The following is a 15,550-nucleotide window of genomic DNA, read 5'->3' as shown; positions in this document are numbered from 1 at the left end:
AGCCGGTGTACGACCACCGCGAGCGGGTAGCCGGCCGACATGACCGTCACCGGGGTTCAGTTGCAGGAGTACCTGGCCGGGCTCGACTACCCGGTCTCCCGGGAGGACCTGATCCGATGGGGTCAGGAGAACGGGGCCAGCACGGCGATGTTGCAGATGCTCCAGGCCCTACCACCCGAGCAGTTCAACTCCCCCGACGAACTGAGCGCCGCCCTCTCCACCGCCACCTAACCCCAGCCCCGCCCCGGACCGGCCCCGCCTCAGCCCGGTTGATCATGAGGTTATTGCCGTCCGACACGGCGTGTCGCGCCGCTAACTTCATGATCACCGGGGGCCGACGTGGGGGGTGGGGCTGGGGGTGGGGCTGGGTGGGGGTTGTTAGGGGAGGGGGATGGTGCGGGATTCGGTTCGGGCGGTTTCGGCGGCGGCGAGGATGGTGACGACCTCGCGGCCGAAGCGGACGTCGCAGCGGTGGTCCCGGGTGCCGGCCCGCACCTGCTCGACCAGCTGGTCGATGGCGACGCCGAACGCGGTGGCGGCGTCGTTCTCGCCGAACGGGACGTTCTCGATGCCGCTCTCGCCGTAGAACACGAACTCCCGGGCCATCGACTCGGTCGGGGCGTCCAGGGACAGCGACGCGCTGCTCGTGGCGCCGCCCTCGTGGGTGAGCAGCAGGTGCACCATCCCGTTAGGCCCGTCCATCGCCGCCACCTGGGTCACCCGGCCCAGCACCGGCAGGAGGATCGAGAGCGCGTGCGGGGCGATGTCCCAGAGCGCGCCGTGCTCGCGACGCCACAACGAGCCGCCGTACGGGCTGCCGTCCTGAAAGATCGAGGCGAACGCGGTGGTCCGGCCGTGCTGCCAGCCCCCGGCGGCGGCGGTGGCGGCGAGGAACGCTGTCACGTTCGGCTGGAACCGCTGGGTGAAGAAGACGACCGAGGCGACCCCGGACTCCTCGGCGGCGGCCACGACCCGGTCGGCGTCGGCCACGCTGAGCGCCAGCGGCTTGTCCAGCAGCAGGTGACGGCCGGCGCGGGCGGCCCGGACCGCGATGTCGGCCTGGATGTCCGGCGGCAGGGCGACGGCGATCGCCTCGCACTGCTCGATCAGCGCGTCGACGTCGGCGTAGGCGGGCACCCCGTACCGCTCGGCCAGCGCGGAGGCCCGCTCCGGGTTGCGGCCCCACACCCCGACCAGCTCCGCGTCGGGATGTGCGTGCAGCGCCTTCCCGTGCGTCTCGATCGCCCAGTGACCGGTGCCGAACAAGCCGAACCGCAGCACGTGTACCTCCGCTGTTTCCCCGCACCGCGACAACGCCACGGACGTGATCCACGCTAGTCGCCCGGGCGGCCATGACGGCGGCGGGTTCGACCAATCGAAACAGCTCACCTTCATTTCCGGGTCGACGGTCGAGCAACCCGGCCGACTGTCGGTGCAGCGGTCCGCCGGTGGTCGGCCGGCATCGCTCTCGGTAGCGTCAGGTCCGATCGCCGCCAGACGCACCAGGTGCGGCGAGGCAGTCTCGACGGCATGCAGAGCACGAATCCAGCGATCACCAGCGGTGTCGTGACGTTTGAACACTGGCACGACTTCACCGAGGGCGGCCCCGTGCACCGCGCGCTGCTGCCGTTCCCGCCCACGGCGCCCGCCCCGTTCGAGGTTGCTCGCTGGTCGGTGGCCCCGAACACCTCCAACGACCTCGACGTCCATCGGTCTCGTGAGGTGTGGATCATCGTTTCCGGAGTCGGCACCGTGACGTTCGCCGACCAGACGAGCGTCCTGCGGGCCGGCGACGTCGCGGCGTTCGACAGCAGGGTGCCGCACCAGATTCGCAACGACGGACCGGACCCGCTCCTCGCCATCTCCGTCTACTGGCTGCCAGCAGACGACTGACGCCCGCCCGAGAAGCGTGGGCACCGGGGCTGCGGACCCCTGGACGGGCGCGCGTCACACGCGGAGAGGCAGGGCACCCCTTTACTACGACGGTTAGTAGGCTGTGCCGGTGACCGAGGCAACGACCGGGTGGTGCCGGTGACCAGCGTGGGCGCCGATTCGCCGGTGGACGGGATCGTCGCGACGGTGCCGATCGTGCTGTCGCTGCTCGTGGCGGTGTGGGCGCTGGTGGCAGCGGTGCGCCACCGGCCGCCGGACCGGGTGCAGTTCGTCGGTCTGGCCGTACTCGAAGTGGCGTTGTTGGTGTTGAGCGTGCTGGCGCTCGTCGCGGTCGGCGGCGGGGATCGGCCCGGCGAGCCCGGCGCCTTCTTCGGCTACCTGGTCACGCTGGTGTGCCTGCCGCCACTGGCCTGGGTGCTGGCCCGGATGGAACCGACCCGCTGGGGTTCGGCGATCGTGTGCGCGGTCTGCCTGGTGACCCCGGTGGTGGTGGTCCGGTTGCAGCAGACCTGGGAGGTGCTCGGTGGTTGAGACGGGATCGGCTCGGCAGCGTACGAACTCCGGCCCGGGTCGACTGCTGATCGCGGTCTACCTGCTCTTCGCCATCGCGGCGACGAGTCGGGCGGGTCTGCAACTCGCCACCAAGTTCGACGAGGCGCCGGTGGCGTACCTGCTCTCCGGGGTGGCCGCGCTCATCTACATCGTGGCGGCGGTGGGGTTGGCCCGGGCCGGGCACACCGGCCGTCGGGTGGCGCTGGCGTGCTGCTCGGTGGAGCTGGTCGGGGTGGTCGCGGTCGGCATCCTGAGCCTGGTCGACAAGGATCTCTTCCCGGACGAGACGGTCTGGTCGCAGTTCGGCAGCGGGTACGGCTACATCCCCCTGGTGCTGCCGGTGCTCGGCCTGATCTGGCTCTGGCGCACCCGCCGCGCCCCCGCCTGACCCGCCACACCGCTGGCCCGCCGCGCACCCGCCCGACCGGGCGCGGACCCGGCGACGAGGGCGCCGGCTCACCTGCCGGAGCGCCCTCGTCGGGAGTACGGGTCAGTCCCGTGGGCCGCCGGCGACGTAGATGACCTGACCGGAGACGAAGCCTGCGCCCTCGCTCGCCAGGAACGAGATGGTGTGCGCGACGTCCTCCGGCCGCCCCGGGCGACGGACCGGGATTTCGGCGGCGGCGTGCTTCTGGAAGTCGTCGAAGTCGACCTTCATGCGGGCCGCGGTGGCCGCTGTCATGTCGGTGACGATGAAGCCGGGCGCGACAGCGTTCACCGTCACCCCGAACGGACCCAGCTCGATGGCGAGCGTCTTGGTGAAGCCCTGTAGACCGGCCTTGGCGGCGGCGTAGTTCGCCTGGCCCCGGTTGCCCAGCGCGGAGGTGCTGGAGAGGTTGACGATCCGCCCCCACTTCCGGTCCACCATGTGCTTCTGGGCGGCCTGGCTGAACAGGAACGCGCCGCGCAGGTGCACCCCCATCACCGTGTCCCAGTCGGCGTTGGTCATCTTGAACAGCAGGTTGTCGCGGAGCACACCCGCGTTGTTGACCAGCACGGTGGGCGCGCCCAGCTCGGCGGCGATCCGGCTCACCGCCGCCTCGACCTGGTCCCGGTCGGACACGTCGGCGCCCACCCCGAGCGCCCGACCGCCGGCGCCGGCGATGGCGTCCACCGTCTCCTTGGTCGCCGCCTCCTCGATGTCGACCACGGCGACCGCCATTCCGTCGGCGGCCAGCCGTCGGGCGGTGGCCGCGCCGATGCCGCGTGCGGCTCCGGTGACGATGGCGACGCGGGACTCCTCCGACATGATTACCTCCCGGTAACTTGGGGTCGATCGGAGGAGCTTAACCTCAACAGGCCGACCCTCGGCATAGGCGAATCCACCGGTATCCGTAGCCGGAGACCTTCACCGCGCCGAGCTTGCCCAACTCTCCGTAGCCACGGTCGGCGAGCACGTCGATCGGCAGGTCGGCCTCCGGTTCGAGGCTGCTGAGGTCCACCTCGACGTCGTCGGTGCCCAGGTTGTGCACGAAGACCATCGTCCCCGTCGGCCCGTCCGCCCGGTGCGTCAGCACGCCGGGTGGCACCGGCACGTCGATGTGGCTGGTCGAGCCGGAGCCGATCTCCGGCGCCTCCCGCAGCGTACGGATCATGCGCTCGAACCAGGCGAGCAGCGACTTCGGGTCGCCCCGCTGGGCGGTGACGTTCACCGTCTGGTAGCCGAACTCACCCTTGTCGATGACCGGGCGGATCAGCTTCTCCGGGTCCGCCGTGGAGAAGCCGGCGTTCGGCTGGTACGACCACTGCATCGGGGTACGGATCGCGTCCCGACCGCGCAGCGACAGGTCCTCACCCATCCCGATCTCCTCGCCGTAGCGCAGAACCGGCGTGCCGCGCATCGAGAACTGGAGGGCGTACGCCAGCTCGATGCGCCGCCGGTCGTTGCCGAGCATCGGGGCGAGCCGGCGACGGATGCCCCGGTCGTAGATGCGCATGTTCTCGTCCGGGCCGAACTCCGCGTACACCTGGTTGCGCTGTTCGGTCGTCAGCCGGGACAGGTCGATCTCGTCGTGGTTGCGCAGGAAGGTGGCCCACTGCCCACCGACAGGCAGCTTCGGGGTGTCGTGCAACGCGTCGATCAACTGCTCCGGGTCCTTCCGGACCAGGGAGAGCATGAGTCGCCCGTTGAGCATGAAGTCGAAGAGCATGTGGATCCGGTTGCCGGAACCGCTGGCGTCGCCGAAGAACGTCGGTAGCTGGTCCGGCTCGACGTTCGCCTCGGCCAGCAGGACGGCGTCGCCGCGACGCCACTGGACGTGCTGGCGCATCTCGGTGAGGAACTCGAAGTCCTTCGGGGAGTTCGGGTTGCCCGGTTCGGTCAGCTCGATGATGAACGGCACCGCGTCCATCCGGAAGCCGGAGACGCCGAGCTGGAGCCAGAACGACATGATCTTCTTGATCTCGTCCCGGACCTGCGGATTGGCGAAGTTGAGGTCCGGCTGGAACTTGTAGAACCGGTGGTAGAACCACGCCTTGGCGGTCCGGTCGTAGCTCCAGGTCTCGTCCTGCTCGCCGGGGAAGACCATGCCCTGGTGCCTGTCGTCCGGCTCGGTGTCGGACCAGACGTACCAGTCCCGGTAGGGCGAGTCCGGGGAGGATCGGGCGGACTGGAACCACGGGTGCTCGTCGGAGGTGTGGTTGACCACCAGGTCGATGATCACGCGGATGCCCCGGTTCTGCGCCTGGTGCAGCAGCTCGGCGAAGTCGCCCAGCGTGCCGAAGCGCGGGTCCACGTTGTAGAAGTCGGTGGCGTCGTAGCCGTCGTCACGGTTGGGCGACGGGTGGATCGGGTGCAGCCACAGACAGGTCACCCCGAGCCGGGCCAGGTAGTCCAGCCTCCCGATCAGCCCACGGATGTCACCGACCCCGTCGCCGTCGGAGTCGGCGTACGTGTCGATGTCGAGGCAGTAGACGACGGCTTCGGAATACCAACGGTCACCCATGCCGAAGGAACATCTCCGTTCGACCACCGCGGCAAACCCCGTCCGGCAGGCGGCGCGCGGCGGGCGCGGGGCGGTGTTGGTTACCGTGCCGCCATGGAGAACGACCTCGTACCGCCGAGCGAACTGTTGGACTGGTCCCGGGGCAGCTGGCTGCACCCGCCGGTACGCGTCGAGGAGGGCCCGGCCGGTGAGTTGGTCGTCGAGCCGGCGGCGGAGAGCGACTTCTGGCGGCGGACCAGCTACGGCTTCGTGCACGACAACGGCCCGGCCCTGCTGGCGCCGCTGCCGGTGGGCGCCGCCATGGAGGTGAGCTTCCGGCTCGACTTCTCGGCGCAGTTCGACCAGGCCGGCGCGTTCGTCCGCGTCGACGAACGCACCTGGACCAAGGCCGGCGTGGAGGTGAGCGACGGCGAGGCGCAGCTCGGCGCGGTGGTGACCCGGGAGTTCTCCGACTGGTCGGTGGGGCCGGTGCCGGAGTGGGCGGGCCGGGAGGTGACCGTCCGGGTCAGCCGGGCCGGCGACGCGCTGACCGTCCGCGCCCGCGTCGACGACGAGCCGTGGCGACTGGTCCGCCTCGCCCCGCTGGACCCGACGGTCGATGCCCTCGCGGGCCCGTTCTGCTGCGCGCCGTCCCGCGCCGGCCTGACCGTGGTGTTCACCGGTTGGCGGCAGGGTCCGGCGGACACGGCGCTGCACCCGGAGCACTGAGCGCAGGTGTAGGTCGGGGCCTGCTGGGTATGACCCTCCGATCCCCGACAGCCGACCGGAAGGACGACCCATGGCGTACGCCCAGGCTGGCGACCCGTCCGAGTTCACCGGGTTGACCGGCTGGGTGGCCACGGTGATCGAGACGATGGGTCCGGTCGGAGTGGCGCTGCTGGTGGCGCTGGAGAGCATCGTTCCGCCGATCCCCAGCGAGATCGTGCTGGCGCTCGCCGGTTTCCTGGCGCACGAGGGCAAGTTCAACGTCTTCCTCGTGGTGCTGGCCGCGACGGTCGGCTCGCTGGTCGGCGCGTTGGTGCTCTACTGGCTGGGCGCGGCGCTGGGCGAGGAACGGCTCAAGCGCTGGTTGGACCACATTCCGTTGGTGGACAGCGACGACCTGGAGAAGGCCGACAAGTGGTTCGAGCGGCACGGTCGGTGGGCGGTGCTGATCGGTCGGGTGGTGCCTGTGGTCCGCAGCCTGGTGTCCGTGCCGGCCGGGGCCAACCGGATGCCGCTGGGTGAGTTCATCCTGCTCACCACCATCGGCAGCGGGGTATGGAACGGTCTCATCGTGGGCGCCGGTTACGCGCTCGGGAGCCGTTGGCAGGACGTCGAGCGCTACAGCGACTGGTTCAACTACGCGATCGTCGCGGTCTTCGTCGTGATGGTGGCCAGTTGGGTGATCCGCAAGGTTCGTAAGCGTCGGGACCGCGGCGACCGGCGGTCGGTGACCGCCGGTCGCTGATCCGCTTTACCGCCGACCGCCGGCGTCCGGACCGGACGCCGGCGAGCGCGGTCAGGGCAGGGTGTCCAGGTGCGGGCCCACAGTGTTGGCGAAGCCGTTGCCGTTGCTGACGTCCCAGTTCACCGACCAGGTCATCGCGCCCCGGATGCCGGGGTAGGTGCGCGGCGGGCGGAAGCTGCCGCAGTTGGTGCCCCGGGCCAGGCAGTCCAGGGCGGCGTTGACCACGCTGGGCGCGACGATGCCGCCGCCGGCGGCCCCCGCTCCGGCGGGCAGGCCGAGGCCGACCTGGTCGGGGCGCAGCCCGGCCTCCAACTGGATGCAGGCCAACGCGACGATGAAGTTCACTGTGCCCTGGCCGTACGCGGCGTTCTGGTCGCAGCCGAGCATCGCACCGGAGTTGTAGTACTGGGTGTTGACGACGGTGAGGATGTCCTTGATGTCGAGCGCCAGCTTGAAGTAGCCGCCGGCGGGGTTCTGCATGTCGATGGTCTGCGGCGCCATCGCGATGATCAGCCCCGACCCGACAGTTGCCCGCAGCGCGCGCAGCGCCTGCGCCATGTACGTCGGGTTGAGCCCGTTCTCCAGGTCGATGTCGATCCCGTCGAAGCCGTACCGGGCGATCAACGCGGCGGCCGTGTCGGCGAACGCGGTGGCCGACGCGGTGTTGTTCACCGTGACCCGGCCGGTCTCACCACCGACGGAGAGGATCACCCGCTTGCCCCGGCTGTGCAGGGTGCGCACGTCGGCGGTGAAGTCCGCGTCGGTGTAGCCACCGAGCGCGGCGGCCAGCCCGGGGTCGACGCCGAAGGTGAGCGCGCCGGGGGTCGCGGTGGCCTCGGCGAAGGCGACCGCCACCAGGTCGTACTCGGCCGGGACGTCGCGTAGCCGCAGCTCGACGGCGGGGTTGTCGAAGTTGTGCCAGTAACCGGTGAGCAGGTGTTTCGGCAACCCACCGGTGGGCGGGTCGGTCGGCGGTGGGGTGGTCGGCGGGGGCGTCGTCGGTGGCGGCGTGGTGGGTGGCGGCGTGGTGGGTGGGGTGCCGCCGCCGCAGGACGCGCCGTTGAGCTGGCAGCCGCTCGGTGAGCCGGAGCCGCTGGCCAGGAAGCCGAAGGAGACCGACGCGCCCGGGGCGATCGCGCCGTTCCAGGATCGGTTGGTGAAGGTGTGCCGCTGGCCGGACGAGCTGAGCAACGCGTCCCAGTAGCTGCCGAGGGTGGTGCCGGACGGCAGGTCGAAGGCGAGGCTCCAGCCGTTGACGGTCGAGCTGCCGCCGTTGGTGATGGTGTACTTCCCCTCCCAACCCGAGCCCCAGTCGGCGGTCTTGACGAAGCTGGCGGTGGCGCCGGCGGCGTACGCGGGCAGCGCCACCCAGGCCGCGCCGAGTGTCGCCGCGAGGGCGGCGACGAGGGACAGGACAAGGGATCTGGAGCGTTTCATGCGACCCTCCGGGCCCGGACGGGCATTTATGGACGTCAACGTTGCTGCCAATTATTAAGACAGTTAACTGTTTCTGTCCAGGGGGCGCGTCGGGACCGCCTGCGGGCGGCGCAGCACCGCCTGCTCAAGAGCCGACCACACGCTCGTCGCCACCAGGTAGATCACCGCGGCGAGCGGCAGCACCAGCGCCACCAGCACCGTCGTGAACGGCAGCAGGGGCAGCAACCGGCCGAGCGTGGCCGCCCCCGGCCCCTCGGTCGGCGTACCGGCCACAGTGCCCACCGCCGCCGACGCACGGCGGGCCCGCCGGGACGACCACCAGGCCACCACCAGCAACACCACAAGCAGTACGCCGAACAGCGGTCCGGCCGCACCGGCCAGCCCGTCGCTGAGATGGTGACCCAGCGGCACGCCGGCCAACCGCTCGTCCAGCAACCCGGTACCACCCTCGCTGGTACTGAACAACCGGTACAGCACCAGCAGGAACGGCGCCTGGATGAGCAGCGGCAGGCAGCCGGCGATCGGGTTCGCGCCGGCCTCGCGGTACAACGTGAACACCTCGCGCTGAAGCGTCGCCGGGTCGTCCGCGTACCGCTTCTGGAGGTCACGCACCTGTGGGGCGAGCGCCGCGCGGCGCCGCTCGCCGCGAACCTGCGCGACGGTCAGCGGCGAGATCAGCAGGCGGACGGCGATCGTGAAGAGCACGATGGCGGCGGCGGTCGCTCCGCCGCCGGCCAGTGGTTCGAGCAGCTCGGTGAGCCAGGACAGCGCGCTGCCGGCAGCGGCGACAGCGTCGTGCAGTGGTGCGAAGGCAAGCATGGGAAACCCCTCGGTCCGATTCCGGTGAGGCCCTCCCCCGGGCGGTATCCGCTCAGCAAGGGGGGCCGGTGACGGCGGGATCGGCCGCGCGGCGGCGAGGCGCTACGCGGCGCAGGGGTCCCCCGGAGCACGGGGACGGGGACGACCGGCCGCATCCGGGTCGATCTGGCGAGGCATCCGCCGGCTTCGGGAGCGGGCCCGCAGCCCGGCCGACCGCGGCCCGGCACCGGGCGCGCCCGCCCGGTCGTGCACCCGGGCCGCCAGCACCACCGCGAGCAGCACCAGGGCGGTCATCGCGGCGCCCGCCAGCAGGTCGACCGGTCGGCCCGCGAGCAGAGTGAGCTGGGCGAACGCGGACATCCACGCGACCCCGACATAGCCCAGCAGCACCGGCACGGGCTCAGCATAGGACCCGCCGTCACGTCGCCCGGCCGAATTCGGCGGGCCGCCCCGAGTACGCCGGGTCGCCGCCACGTTTCCCGGCATCGCCACGTTGGGTAACCAACGGCGGACCGACGCGGACGGACCGCTCACGGTAGGAACGGACGGGTGATGTGATGACGGGTCAGGTGGCGGAGGCGCCCGGCGACATGGCTGCGGCGACCGGGTTGCTCACCGTGGGTGTCGAGGAGGAGTTCCTGCTCGTCGACCCGCACACCGGGGCCGCGGTGCCGGCCGTGGACCTGGTCATGGAGCAGGTGCCGGCCGAACTTCGCGGACAGGTGGAGCGGGAGTTCCAGACCAGTCAGATCGAGATCGGCAGCCCGCCCGGCCTGGAACTCTCGTCGATCCGGCACTCCCTCGGCGTACTGCGTCGGGCGCTCTCCGACGCCGCCGAGCGGGCCGGCGTACGTCTGCTCGCCATCGGCACCGGCCCGGTGGACGGCCCGGTGCCGCCAGTGGTGGACAAGCCCCGCTTCGACCGGATGATCGAGCGGTTCCGGCTGCTCGTCCCCGGCCCCGGCAACAACGGAATGCACGTGCACGTGGGGGTGCCCGACCCGGACACCGGCGTGCAGGTGCTCAACCACGTACGGCCATGGCTGCCGATGCTGCACGCGGTGACCACCAACTCGCCGTTCTCCCGGGGCGAGGACACCGGCTACGCCAGTTGGCGCTCGGTGGAGTGGGAGCGCTGGCCGTCGGTCGCGCCGACGCCGTTCCTGGAGTCGCACGAGCACTACCAGCGGCTGATCCGCCAGTTGATCTCCAGCGGAGTGATGCTCGACGAGGGGATGCTCTACTGGTACGCCCGCCTGTCGGCGAAGTACCCGACCGTGGAACTGCGGATCGGCGACGTCTGCCCGTCGGTGGACGACGCGGTGCTGGTCGCCGCGCTGGTCCGGGCGCTGGTGGCCACCGCCATGGCGGATGTCGAGGCCGGCCGGCCGGCGTTGCAGACCGACCACCACCTGCTGGTCGGCGCGCACTGGCGGGCCGCCCATGACGGCCTGGAAGGCGAGGCCGTCGACGTCACGAACGGTGAGCTGCGGCCGGCGTGGGAGCTGTTGGACCGGTTCGTGGAGCGGATGCGGCCGGCGCTGGAGGAGCACGGCGACTGGGCCGAGGTGACCGACCTGCTGGGTGGGTTGCGCCGGCACGGCAGCGGCGCGGCGCGGCAGCGTGCGGTGTTCGAGCGCACCGGCCGACTCACCGACGTGGTGCAGGACGTCGCACGGCAGACCCGCGGCTGATCACCGCGTGACAGGATGAACCCGTGACGCAACGGCTGATCGTCATCGGCGGGGACGCCGCCGGAATGTCGGCGGCGTCCCAGGCCCGACGCCGCCGTGACAGTGGCGACCTGGAGATCGTGGTCTTCGAGCGGGGCCACTTCACCTCCTACTCGGCGTGCGGCATCCCGTACTGGATCAGCGGCCTGGTGCCCGGCCCCGAGGCGTTGATCGCCCGGACCCCGGAGACGTTCCGCACCGAGTACGCGATGGACGTCCGGATGCGCCACGAGGTCACCGCCATCGACCTGGAACGCCGCGAGGTGGTGGCCCGGGACCTGAAGGGCGGCGGCGAGGTCCGCGAGCGCTTCGACGACCTGATGTACGCCACCGGCGCGGTGCCGGTGAAACCGTCGTGGGCGATCACCGACGCGGGCGGCGTGTTCGGCATGCAGACCCTCGACGACGGTGCGGCGCTACGCGACTGGCTGGACGCCGACCCGCAGCCGCGCCGGGCCGTGGTGGTCGGCGGCGGGTACATCGGCGTCGAGATCGCCGAGGCCCTCATCCAACGCGGCCTCTCGGTGACCCTGGTGGAGGCCGGCGAGCAGCCCATGTCGACTGTCGACAGCGACATGGGCGAGCTGGTCGCCGAGGCGATGCGCGGCCTCGGCATCACGATCCGCGGCGGCCTGCCGGTGACCGGCCTGGAGGAGCGGGACGGCCGGGTGTCCGCCGTGGTCACCGCCGAGGGGCCAATCCCGACCGACGTCGTGGTCATGGGTCTGGGCGTACGCCCCAACGCCGCGCTCGCGGAGGCGGCCGGGCTGCCCCTCGGGCCGACCGGCGCGATCCGGGTGGACCGGCGGATGCGGGTGCCCGGGCATCCCGGGGTCTGGGCGGCCGGTGACTGCGTGGAGACCCTGCACCGGGTCAGCGGGTTGCCGGTGCACGTGCCGCTCGGCACGCACGCCAACAAGCAGGGCCGGGTCGCCGGGATCAACATCGGTGGCGGGTACGCCACCTTCACGGGCGTGATCGGCACGGCGGTGACGAAGGTCTGCGACCTGGAGGTGGGTCGGACGGGTCTGCGCGAGCGCGACGCCACGGCTGCCGGCTTCGAGTTCGTCTCGGTGATCGCCGAGTCGACCAACCGGGCCGGCTACTACCCGGGTGCCCGGCCGATGACCGTCAAGCTGATCGCCGAGCGCCCCAGCGGGCGGTTGCTCGGCGCGCAGATCGTCGGATGGTCCGAGGCGGCCAAACGGATCGACTCGCTGGCCGTGGCGCTGTGGAACGGCATGACGGTGGACGATATGACGCAGCTGGACCTGGGCTACGCTCCGCCGTACGCGCCGGTCTGGGATCCGGTGCTCATCGCCGCCCGAAAAGCGGTCGACGCGCTCACCGCCCTCGACCGTTGACCCGCGCCCGCCGTGGAGGACCACCCCGTGACCCAGACCCCGACCCGGCCGACCGTGCGTCGGCGTCCCACGATGGTCGACGTGGCCCGGCGGGCCGACGTCAGCCTGAAGACGGTCTCCCGGGTCGTCAACGACGAGCCGGTGGGGCAGGAGTTGGTCGGCCGGGTGCTGGCCGCCATCGCCGAGCTAGGCTTCCGGCGCAACGACATCGCTCGTAACCTGCGCTCCCGGCAGCTCAACGCCACCGTCGGGCTGTTGATCGAGGAGATCGCCAACCCGTTCTACGCGACCATCGCCAGCGTCGCCGCCGAGATCGCCGCGGCCCACGGCACCATGTTGATCACCGCCTCGTCGGAGGAGGACCCGGAGCGGGAACGGGCCCTGCTCCAGGACTTCACCCAGCGCCGGGTCGACGGCCTGCTGGTGGTGCCGGCGGGCCTCGACCACTCGTTCCTGCGTCGCGAGGTCGAGCTGGGCATGCCTGTGGTGTTCCTGGACCGGCCGCCGCAGGGGCTGCAAGCCGACGCCGTGCTGTTGGACAACCGGGGCGGCAGCCACGCCGGGGTGAGCGCGCTGCTCGACGAGGGACACCGACGGGTGGGGCTGCTGCTCGGCGCGCCGAGCGTGCCCACGATGCGGGAGCGGCTGGCCGGGGCACGGGCGGCGCTGGACGCCGCCGGGGTCGAGCCGGACGAGTCGCTGATCCGTGAGCGGCTCATCGCTCCCGAGGAGGCCGGCCGGGCGGTCGCCGCGTTGCTCGACCTTCCGGAGCCGCCCACCGCGTTCTTCTGCGCCAACAACCGGCTCACCGTCGGCGCGCTGCAGGAGCTGCACCGCCGGGGCAGTGACGCCGCGCTGGTCGGTTTCGACGACTTCGAGCTGGCCCACCTGATGCCTCGACCGCTGACCGTCGTCGCGTACGACACGAGGGAGCTGGCGAGGGTCGCCACCGAGCGGCTGTTCCAACGAATAGCCGGCGACGACACTCCCCCGTCAACGACGGTCCTCCCCACCAGACTCCTGAGGCGGGGCCTGGCCTGACCCCCTCTCCCCGCGATCTTGCACTTACTGTCGTCGACTTGCGTGTTGTGCGCGTTTTGTCGCAACAGAAAGTGCAAGATCGGCGGGGCCGCGGTTCAGCTTGCGGGGCTCAGGAGTTTCGCTACCTCGGCGCGGGTTGGTGGGTTGGCGCCTCGGCGGGCGCAGGTCAGTGCGGCCACCGTGGCGGCCTGTCGAAGCACCTCCGCCCACTGTTGCGGGGTCACCGCGGCGAGCCGGTCGGCCGGCCGGTCGCCGAGCGCGTCGAGGTCGGCCAGCGCGGCCAGCAGGCCACCGGTGAACGAGTCGCCCGCGCCGACGGTGTCGACCACCGTGGTGCGGACCGCCGGCTCCTCGTGCAGCGAGCCGTCGGGCGCGAGCAGCCAGGCGCCGTCCCCGCCCCGGGTCACCACGGCGCAGGACACACCGGCCGTACGCCATTCGGTCATCACGTCGGCCACCGAACGGTCCGGGTAGAGCCAGGCCAGGTCCTCGTCGCTGGCCTTGACCAGGTGCGCGAGGCGAATCTGCCGGCGTACCCGCTCCTGCTCCGCCGCCCGATCGGTGACGATGCTCGGGCGCAGGTTGAGGTCGATGGAGACGGTGAGCCCGTCGCGCTGGCGTTCCCGGGCGAGCAGGCCCTCCAGCGCGTCCGCGCCGGGTGCCAACGCGAGCGCGAGGGACCCGGTGTGCAACGCGATCGCCGGTGAGCCGGCCAGCTCGGGCAGCTCCTGTGGCGTCCACTGCCAGTCGGCCGCGCCGGCCAGCCGGAACTCGTAGCTGGCCTGCCCGGCGGCGTTCAGGGTGGCCACGGCCACCGACGTGGGTTCCTCGGCGCGTACCGCCCACTCCAGGTCCACCCGGTTGGCGCTCAGATGCTCGACGAGTTGCCGTCCGTACTCGTCGCTGGCGAGTCGGGCCAGCAGCCGTACCGGCTGGTCGAGCCGGGCCAGGGTGACAGCGACGTTCGCCGGGGAGCCGCCGGGCACGGCCCGCTGCCCCTCGGCGGTGACGACGAGGTCGATCAGCGCCTCACCCGCGACGACGATCACGCGGTCACCTCCCCCGGTGCGAGCGGGCCGGGGCCGCCGAGCCCGTCGGCCGCGCGGGACAGCAGTACCGCCTGGTAGGCGTGGTAGACGTCCGGTCGGCCGTGCCAGACCGTGTCGGCGGGCAGGTTCTGCGCGTCCAACTCGTGCCGCCATCCGGTCTGATCGATGAGACTGCGGCGGGCGTACGCCCAGAAGACCCGGTACCAGTCGAGGTAGACCGTGTCCCCGGTACGGCGGTGCAGGGTGATCGTCGCGCCGATGGCCTCGGCGAGAACCCAGTGCATCCGGGAGCGCACCACCGGCCGGTCGTCCCAGTCGATGGTGTAGACGAAGCCGTCCGCGCCGTCGACCGCCCAGCCACGACGCACGGCGGCGGCGAACAGGGTGCGGGCGTCGGCGAGCAGCCAGCGGGGTGGCTGCGGCAGCACCGCCTCCAACTCCAGCAGCAGCCGGGCCCACTCCAGCCAGTGCCCGATAGTGGAGCCGTACGGCCGGAACGGGTCGGCGGGCTGGTCCCGGTTGTAGTCGGGCAGCGGCGTCCAGTCGGTGGTGAAGTGCTCGGGCAGCCGCCAGTCGTGTCGGGCCGCCTCACCGTGCACGAGGTGGGTGGCGATCCGCAGGGCCCGGTCGGCCCAGCTCGGGTCGCCGGTGGCGGCGGCAGCGGCGAGGAACGCCTCGACCATGTGCATGCTGCTGTTGGCGCCCCGGTAGTCCTCGGTGACCGTCCAGTCCCGGTTCCACGATTCGCGGACCGCGCCGGCGTCGTCGTCCCAGAACCGGTCCCGCACGACGGCCAGCACGTCGGCGAGCAGCCGGTCCGCCCCGGGCCGTCCGGCGCGCGCGGCGCTGGAGGCGGCGAGCAGGACGAACGCGTGGTCGTAGCCGGCCTTGCGGTCGTTGACCGGCACTCCCTGCTGGTCCACCGCGCCGAACCAGCCGCCGTACCGGTCGTCACGCAGCAGCGTGCTGAGCGCGGCGATCCCGTGGTCCACCAGGACGGCGGCGTCCGGGTCGCCGTTGCGGTGGGCGAGGGCGGCCACGTGGGTCATCCGGCAGGTGATCCAGGTGTGGATCGGTTCGCCGCGATCCGGGGTGCGGTCGTCGGTGAGCCACCAGAAGCCGCCCTCGGGCCGGACCGAGCGGCGGGCGGTGTCGAGCAGCGTCCGGGTCTGGTCGACGAGGAACTCGTCCAGATCGGGCAGGTCTGGTGACCCCGCCGGAGTGGGGGTCGTTACGGCGTCGGGTCGGGGCACGTCGGTCATCTCAG

Annotated in this window: 17 protein-coding genes; 9 read left to right on the top strand and 8 right to left on the bottom strand. The window is 71.7% G+C overall.

The annotated features are described in order from the left end of the window. Positions 1-39 precede the first annotated feature (39 nt). Positions 40-231, top strand: a complete 192-nt coding sequence (locus tag OG598_RS32255; protein ID WP_328652326.1) for a DUF2795 domain-containing protein — start codon at positions 40-42, stop codon at positions 229-231. Between the two features lie 147 nt (positions 232-378). Here the strand turns inward: OG598_RS32255 and OG598_RS32250 are convergent, their stop codons facing one another. Beyond that, positions 379-1,281, bottom strand: a complete 903-nt coding sequence (locus OG598_RS32250; RefSeq protein ID WP_328652325.1) for a Gfo/Idh/MocA family protein — start codon at positions 1,279-1,281, stop codon at positions 379-381. A 249-nt stretch (positions 1,282-1,530) separates the two neighbouring features. Between OG598_RS32250 and OG598_RS32245 the strand changes: the two genes are divergently transcribed. The 3 genes from OG598_RS32245 to OG598_RS32235 all read left to right on the top strand — a co-directional run bounded on the left by OG598_RS32245 (position 1,531) and on the right by OG598_RS32235 (position 2,833). Continuing rightward, positions 1,531-1,893: a cupin domain-containing protein gene (locus OG598_RS32245; protein ID WP_328652324.1), complete on the top strand. Its 363-nt coding sequence runs from the start codon at positions 1,531-1,533 to the stop codon at positions 1,891-1,893. A gap of 138 nt (positions 1,894-2,031) precedes the next feature. Next, a complete protein-coding gene (locus OG598_RS32240; protein ID WP_181539482.1) occupies positions 2,032-2,424 on the top strand; it encodes a hypothetical protein in 393 nt (130 codons plus the stop codon). After that, positions 2,417-2,833 (top strand): hypothetical protein, encoded by a 417-nt coding sequence (locus tag OG598_RS32235; RefSeq protein WP_091405972.1) that lies wholly within the window; start codon positions 2,417-2,419, stop codon positions 2,831-2,833. The genes OG598_RS32240 and OG598_RS32235 overlap by 8 nt, the downstream gene beginning before the upstream one ends. A 102-nt stretch (positions 2,834-2,935) precedes the next feature. Here the strand turns inward: OG598_RS32235 and fabG are convergent, their stop codons facing one another. Both fabG and OG598_RS32225 read right to left on the bottom strand, forming a co-directional pair. Continuing rightward, positions 2,936-3,694: a 3-oxoacyl-ACP reductase FabG gene (fabG, locus tag OG598_RS32230; protein WP_238688508.1), complete on the bottom strand. Its 759-nt coding sequence runs from the start codon at positions 3,692-3,694 to the stop codon at positions 2,936-2,938. 43 nt (positions 3,695-3,737) lie between these two features. Continuing rightward, the gene (locus tag OG598_RS32225; protein ID WP_328652323.1) at positions 3,738-5,390 is read right to left on the bottom strand and encodes an alpha-amylase family protein; all 1,653 of its coding nucleotides are present in this window, start codon (positions 5,388-5,390) and stop codon (positions 3,738-3,740) included. A gap of 93 nt (positions 5,391-5,483) precedes the next feature. Here OG598_RS32225 and OG598_RS32220 point away from each other — a divergent pair, with 93 nt between their 5' ends. Then, positions 5,484-6,098 (top strand): DUF1349 domain-containing protein, encoded by a 615-nt coding sequence (locus tag OG598_RS32220; protein ID WP_328652322.1) that lies wholly within the window; start codon positions 5,484-5,486, stop codon positions 6,096-6,098. A gap of 70 nt (positions 6,099-6,168) precedes the next feature. Further along, on the top strand, positions 6,169-6,840 hold the full coding sequence (locus OG598_RS32215) for a DedA family protein (RefSeq protein WP_328652321.1): 672 nt from the start codon (positions 6,169-6,171) through the stop codon (positions 6,838-6,840). Between the two features lie 51 nt (positions 6,841-6,891). Here the strand turns inward: OG598_RS32215 and OG598_RS32210 are convergent, their stop codons facing one another. The 3 genes from OG598_RS32210 to OG598_RS32200 all read right to left on the bottom strand — a co-directional run bounded on the left by OG598_RS32210 (position 6,892) and on the right by OG598_RS32200 (position 9,492). Continuing rightward, a complete protein-coding gene (locus OG598_RS32210; protein WP_328652320.1) occupies positions 6,892-8,277 on the bottom strand; it encodes a chitinase in 1,386 nt (461 codons plus the stop codon). Positions 8,278-8,340: 63 nt separating this feature from the next. Continuing rightward, positions 8,341-9,096, bottom strand: coding sequence for a YidC/Oxa1 family membrane protein insertase (locus tag OG598_RS32205; protein ID WP_328652319.1), 756 nt, complete (start codon positions 9,094-9,096; stop codon positions 8,341-8,343). 102 nt (positions 9,097-9,198) lie between these two features. Continuing rightward, the gene (locus OG598_RS32200; RefSeq protein ID WP_328652318.1) at positions 9,199-9,492 is read right to left on the bottom strand and encodes a DUF6412 domain-containing protein; all 294 of its coding nucleotides are present in this window, start codon (positions 9,490-9,492) and stop codon (positions 9,199-9,201) included. 161 nt (positions 9,493-9,653) lie between these two features. Here OG598_RS32200 and OG598_RS32195 point away from each other — a divergent pair, with 161 nt between their 5' ends. From OG598_RS32195 to OG598_RS32185, 3 genes are all read left to right on the top strand, one after another. Beyond that, complete coding sequence (locus OG598_RS32195) at positions 9,654-10,790, top strand: carboxylate-amine ligase (protein WP_328652317.1); 1,137 nt, start codon at positions 9,654-9,656, stop codon at positions 10,788-10,790. A gap of 23 nt (positions 10,791-10,813) precedes the next feature. Continuing rightward, on the top strand, positions 10,814-12,193 hold the full coding sequence (locus tag OG598_RS32190; protein WP_328652316.1) for an FAD-dependent oxidoreductase: 1,380 nt from the start codon (positions 10,814-10,816) through the stop codon (positions 12,191-12,193). 72 nt (positions 12,194-12,265) lie between these two features. Then, positions 12,266-13,234 carry a LacI family DNA-binding transcriptional regulator gene (locus tag OG598_RS32185; RefSeq protein ID WP_328655497.1) on the top strand — a complete coding sequence of 323 codons (969 nt, stop codon included), beginning with the start codon at positions 12,266-12,268 and terminating at the stop codon, positions 13,232-13,234. Positions 13,235-13,329: 95 nt separating this feature from the next. Here the strand turns inward: OG598_RS32185 and OG598_RS32180 are convergent, their stop codons facing one another. Both OG598_RS32180 and OG598_RS32175 read right to left on the bottom strand, forming a co-directional pair. Next, positions 13,330-14,283 (bottom strand): carbohydrate kinase family protein, encoded by a 954-nt coding sequence (locus OG598_RS32180; RefSeq protein ID WP_328652315.1) that lies wholly within the window; start codon positions 14,281-14,283, stop codon positions 13,330-13,332. Then, complete coding sequence (locus OG598_RS32175; RefSeq protein WP_328652314.1) at positions 14,280-15,545, bottom strand: AGE family epimerase/isomerase; 1,266 nt, start codon at positions 15,543-15,545, stop codon at positions 14,280-14,282. The genes OG598_RS32180 and OG598_RS32175 overlap by 4 nt, the downstream gene beginning before the upstream one ends. Positions 15,546-15,550: the final 5 nt, after the last annotated feature.

This window comes from Micromonospora sp. NBC_00330 (assembly GCF_036136635.1).
In the GTDB taxonomy this organism is placed as follows: domain Bacteria; phylum Actinomycetota; class Actinomycetes; order Mycobacteriales; family Micromonosporaceae; genus Micromonospora; species Micromonospora salmantinae.
The sequence above is the reverse complement of the archived record's forward strand: the minus strand, read 5'-3'. Positions and strand labels throughout refer to the sequence as shown.

Bases quoted from the DNA above. Each gene is read 5' to 3' on its own strand.
- OG598_RS32255 (WP_328652326.1), top strand. From the start codon at position 40: ATGACCGTCACCGGGGTTCAGTTGCAGGAGTACCTGGCCGGGCTCGAC.
- OG598_RS32245 (WP_328652324.1), top strand. From the start codon at position 1,531: ATGCAGAGCACGAATCCAGCGATCACCAGCGGTGTCGTGACGTTTGAA.
- fabG (WP_238688508.1), bottom strand. From the start codon at position 3,694: ATGTCGGAGGAGTCCCGCGTCGCCATCGTCACCGGAGCCGCACGCGGC.
- OG598_RS32225 (WP_328652323.1), bottom strand. From the start codon at position 5,390: ATGGGTGACCGTTGGTATTCCGAAGCCGTCGTCTACTGCCTCGACATC.
- OG598_RS32220 (WP_328652322.1), top strand. From the start codon at position 5,484: ATGGAGAACGACCTCGTACCGCCGAGCGAACTGTTGGACTGGTCCCGG.
- OG598_RS32215 (WP_328652321.1), top strand. From the start codon at position 6,169: ATGGCGTACGCCCAGGCTGGCGACCCGTCCGAGTTCACCGGGTTGACC.
- OG598_RS32210 (WP_328652320.1), bottom strand. From the start codon at position 8,277: ATGAAACGCTCCAGATCCCTTGTCCTGTCCCTCGTCGCCGCCCTCGCG.
- OG598_RS32205 (WP_328652319.1), bottom strand. From the start codon at position 9,096: ATGCTTGCCTTCGCACCACTGCACGACGCTGTCGCCGCTGCCGGCAGC.
- OG598_RS32195 (WP_328652317.1), top strand. From the start codon at position 9,654: ATGACGGGTCAGGTGGCGGAGGCGCCCGGCGACATGGCTGCGGCGACC.
- OG598_RS32185 (WP_328655497.1), top strand. From the start codon at position 12,266: ATGGTCGACGTGGCCCGGCGGGCCGACGTCAGCCTGAAGACGGTCTCC.
- OG598_RS32175 (WP_328652314.1), bottom strand. From the start codon at position 15,545: ATGACCGACGTGCCCCGACCCGACGCCGTAACGACCCCCACTCCGGCG.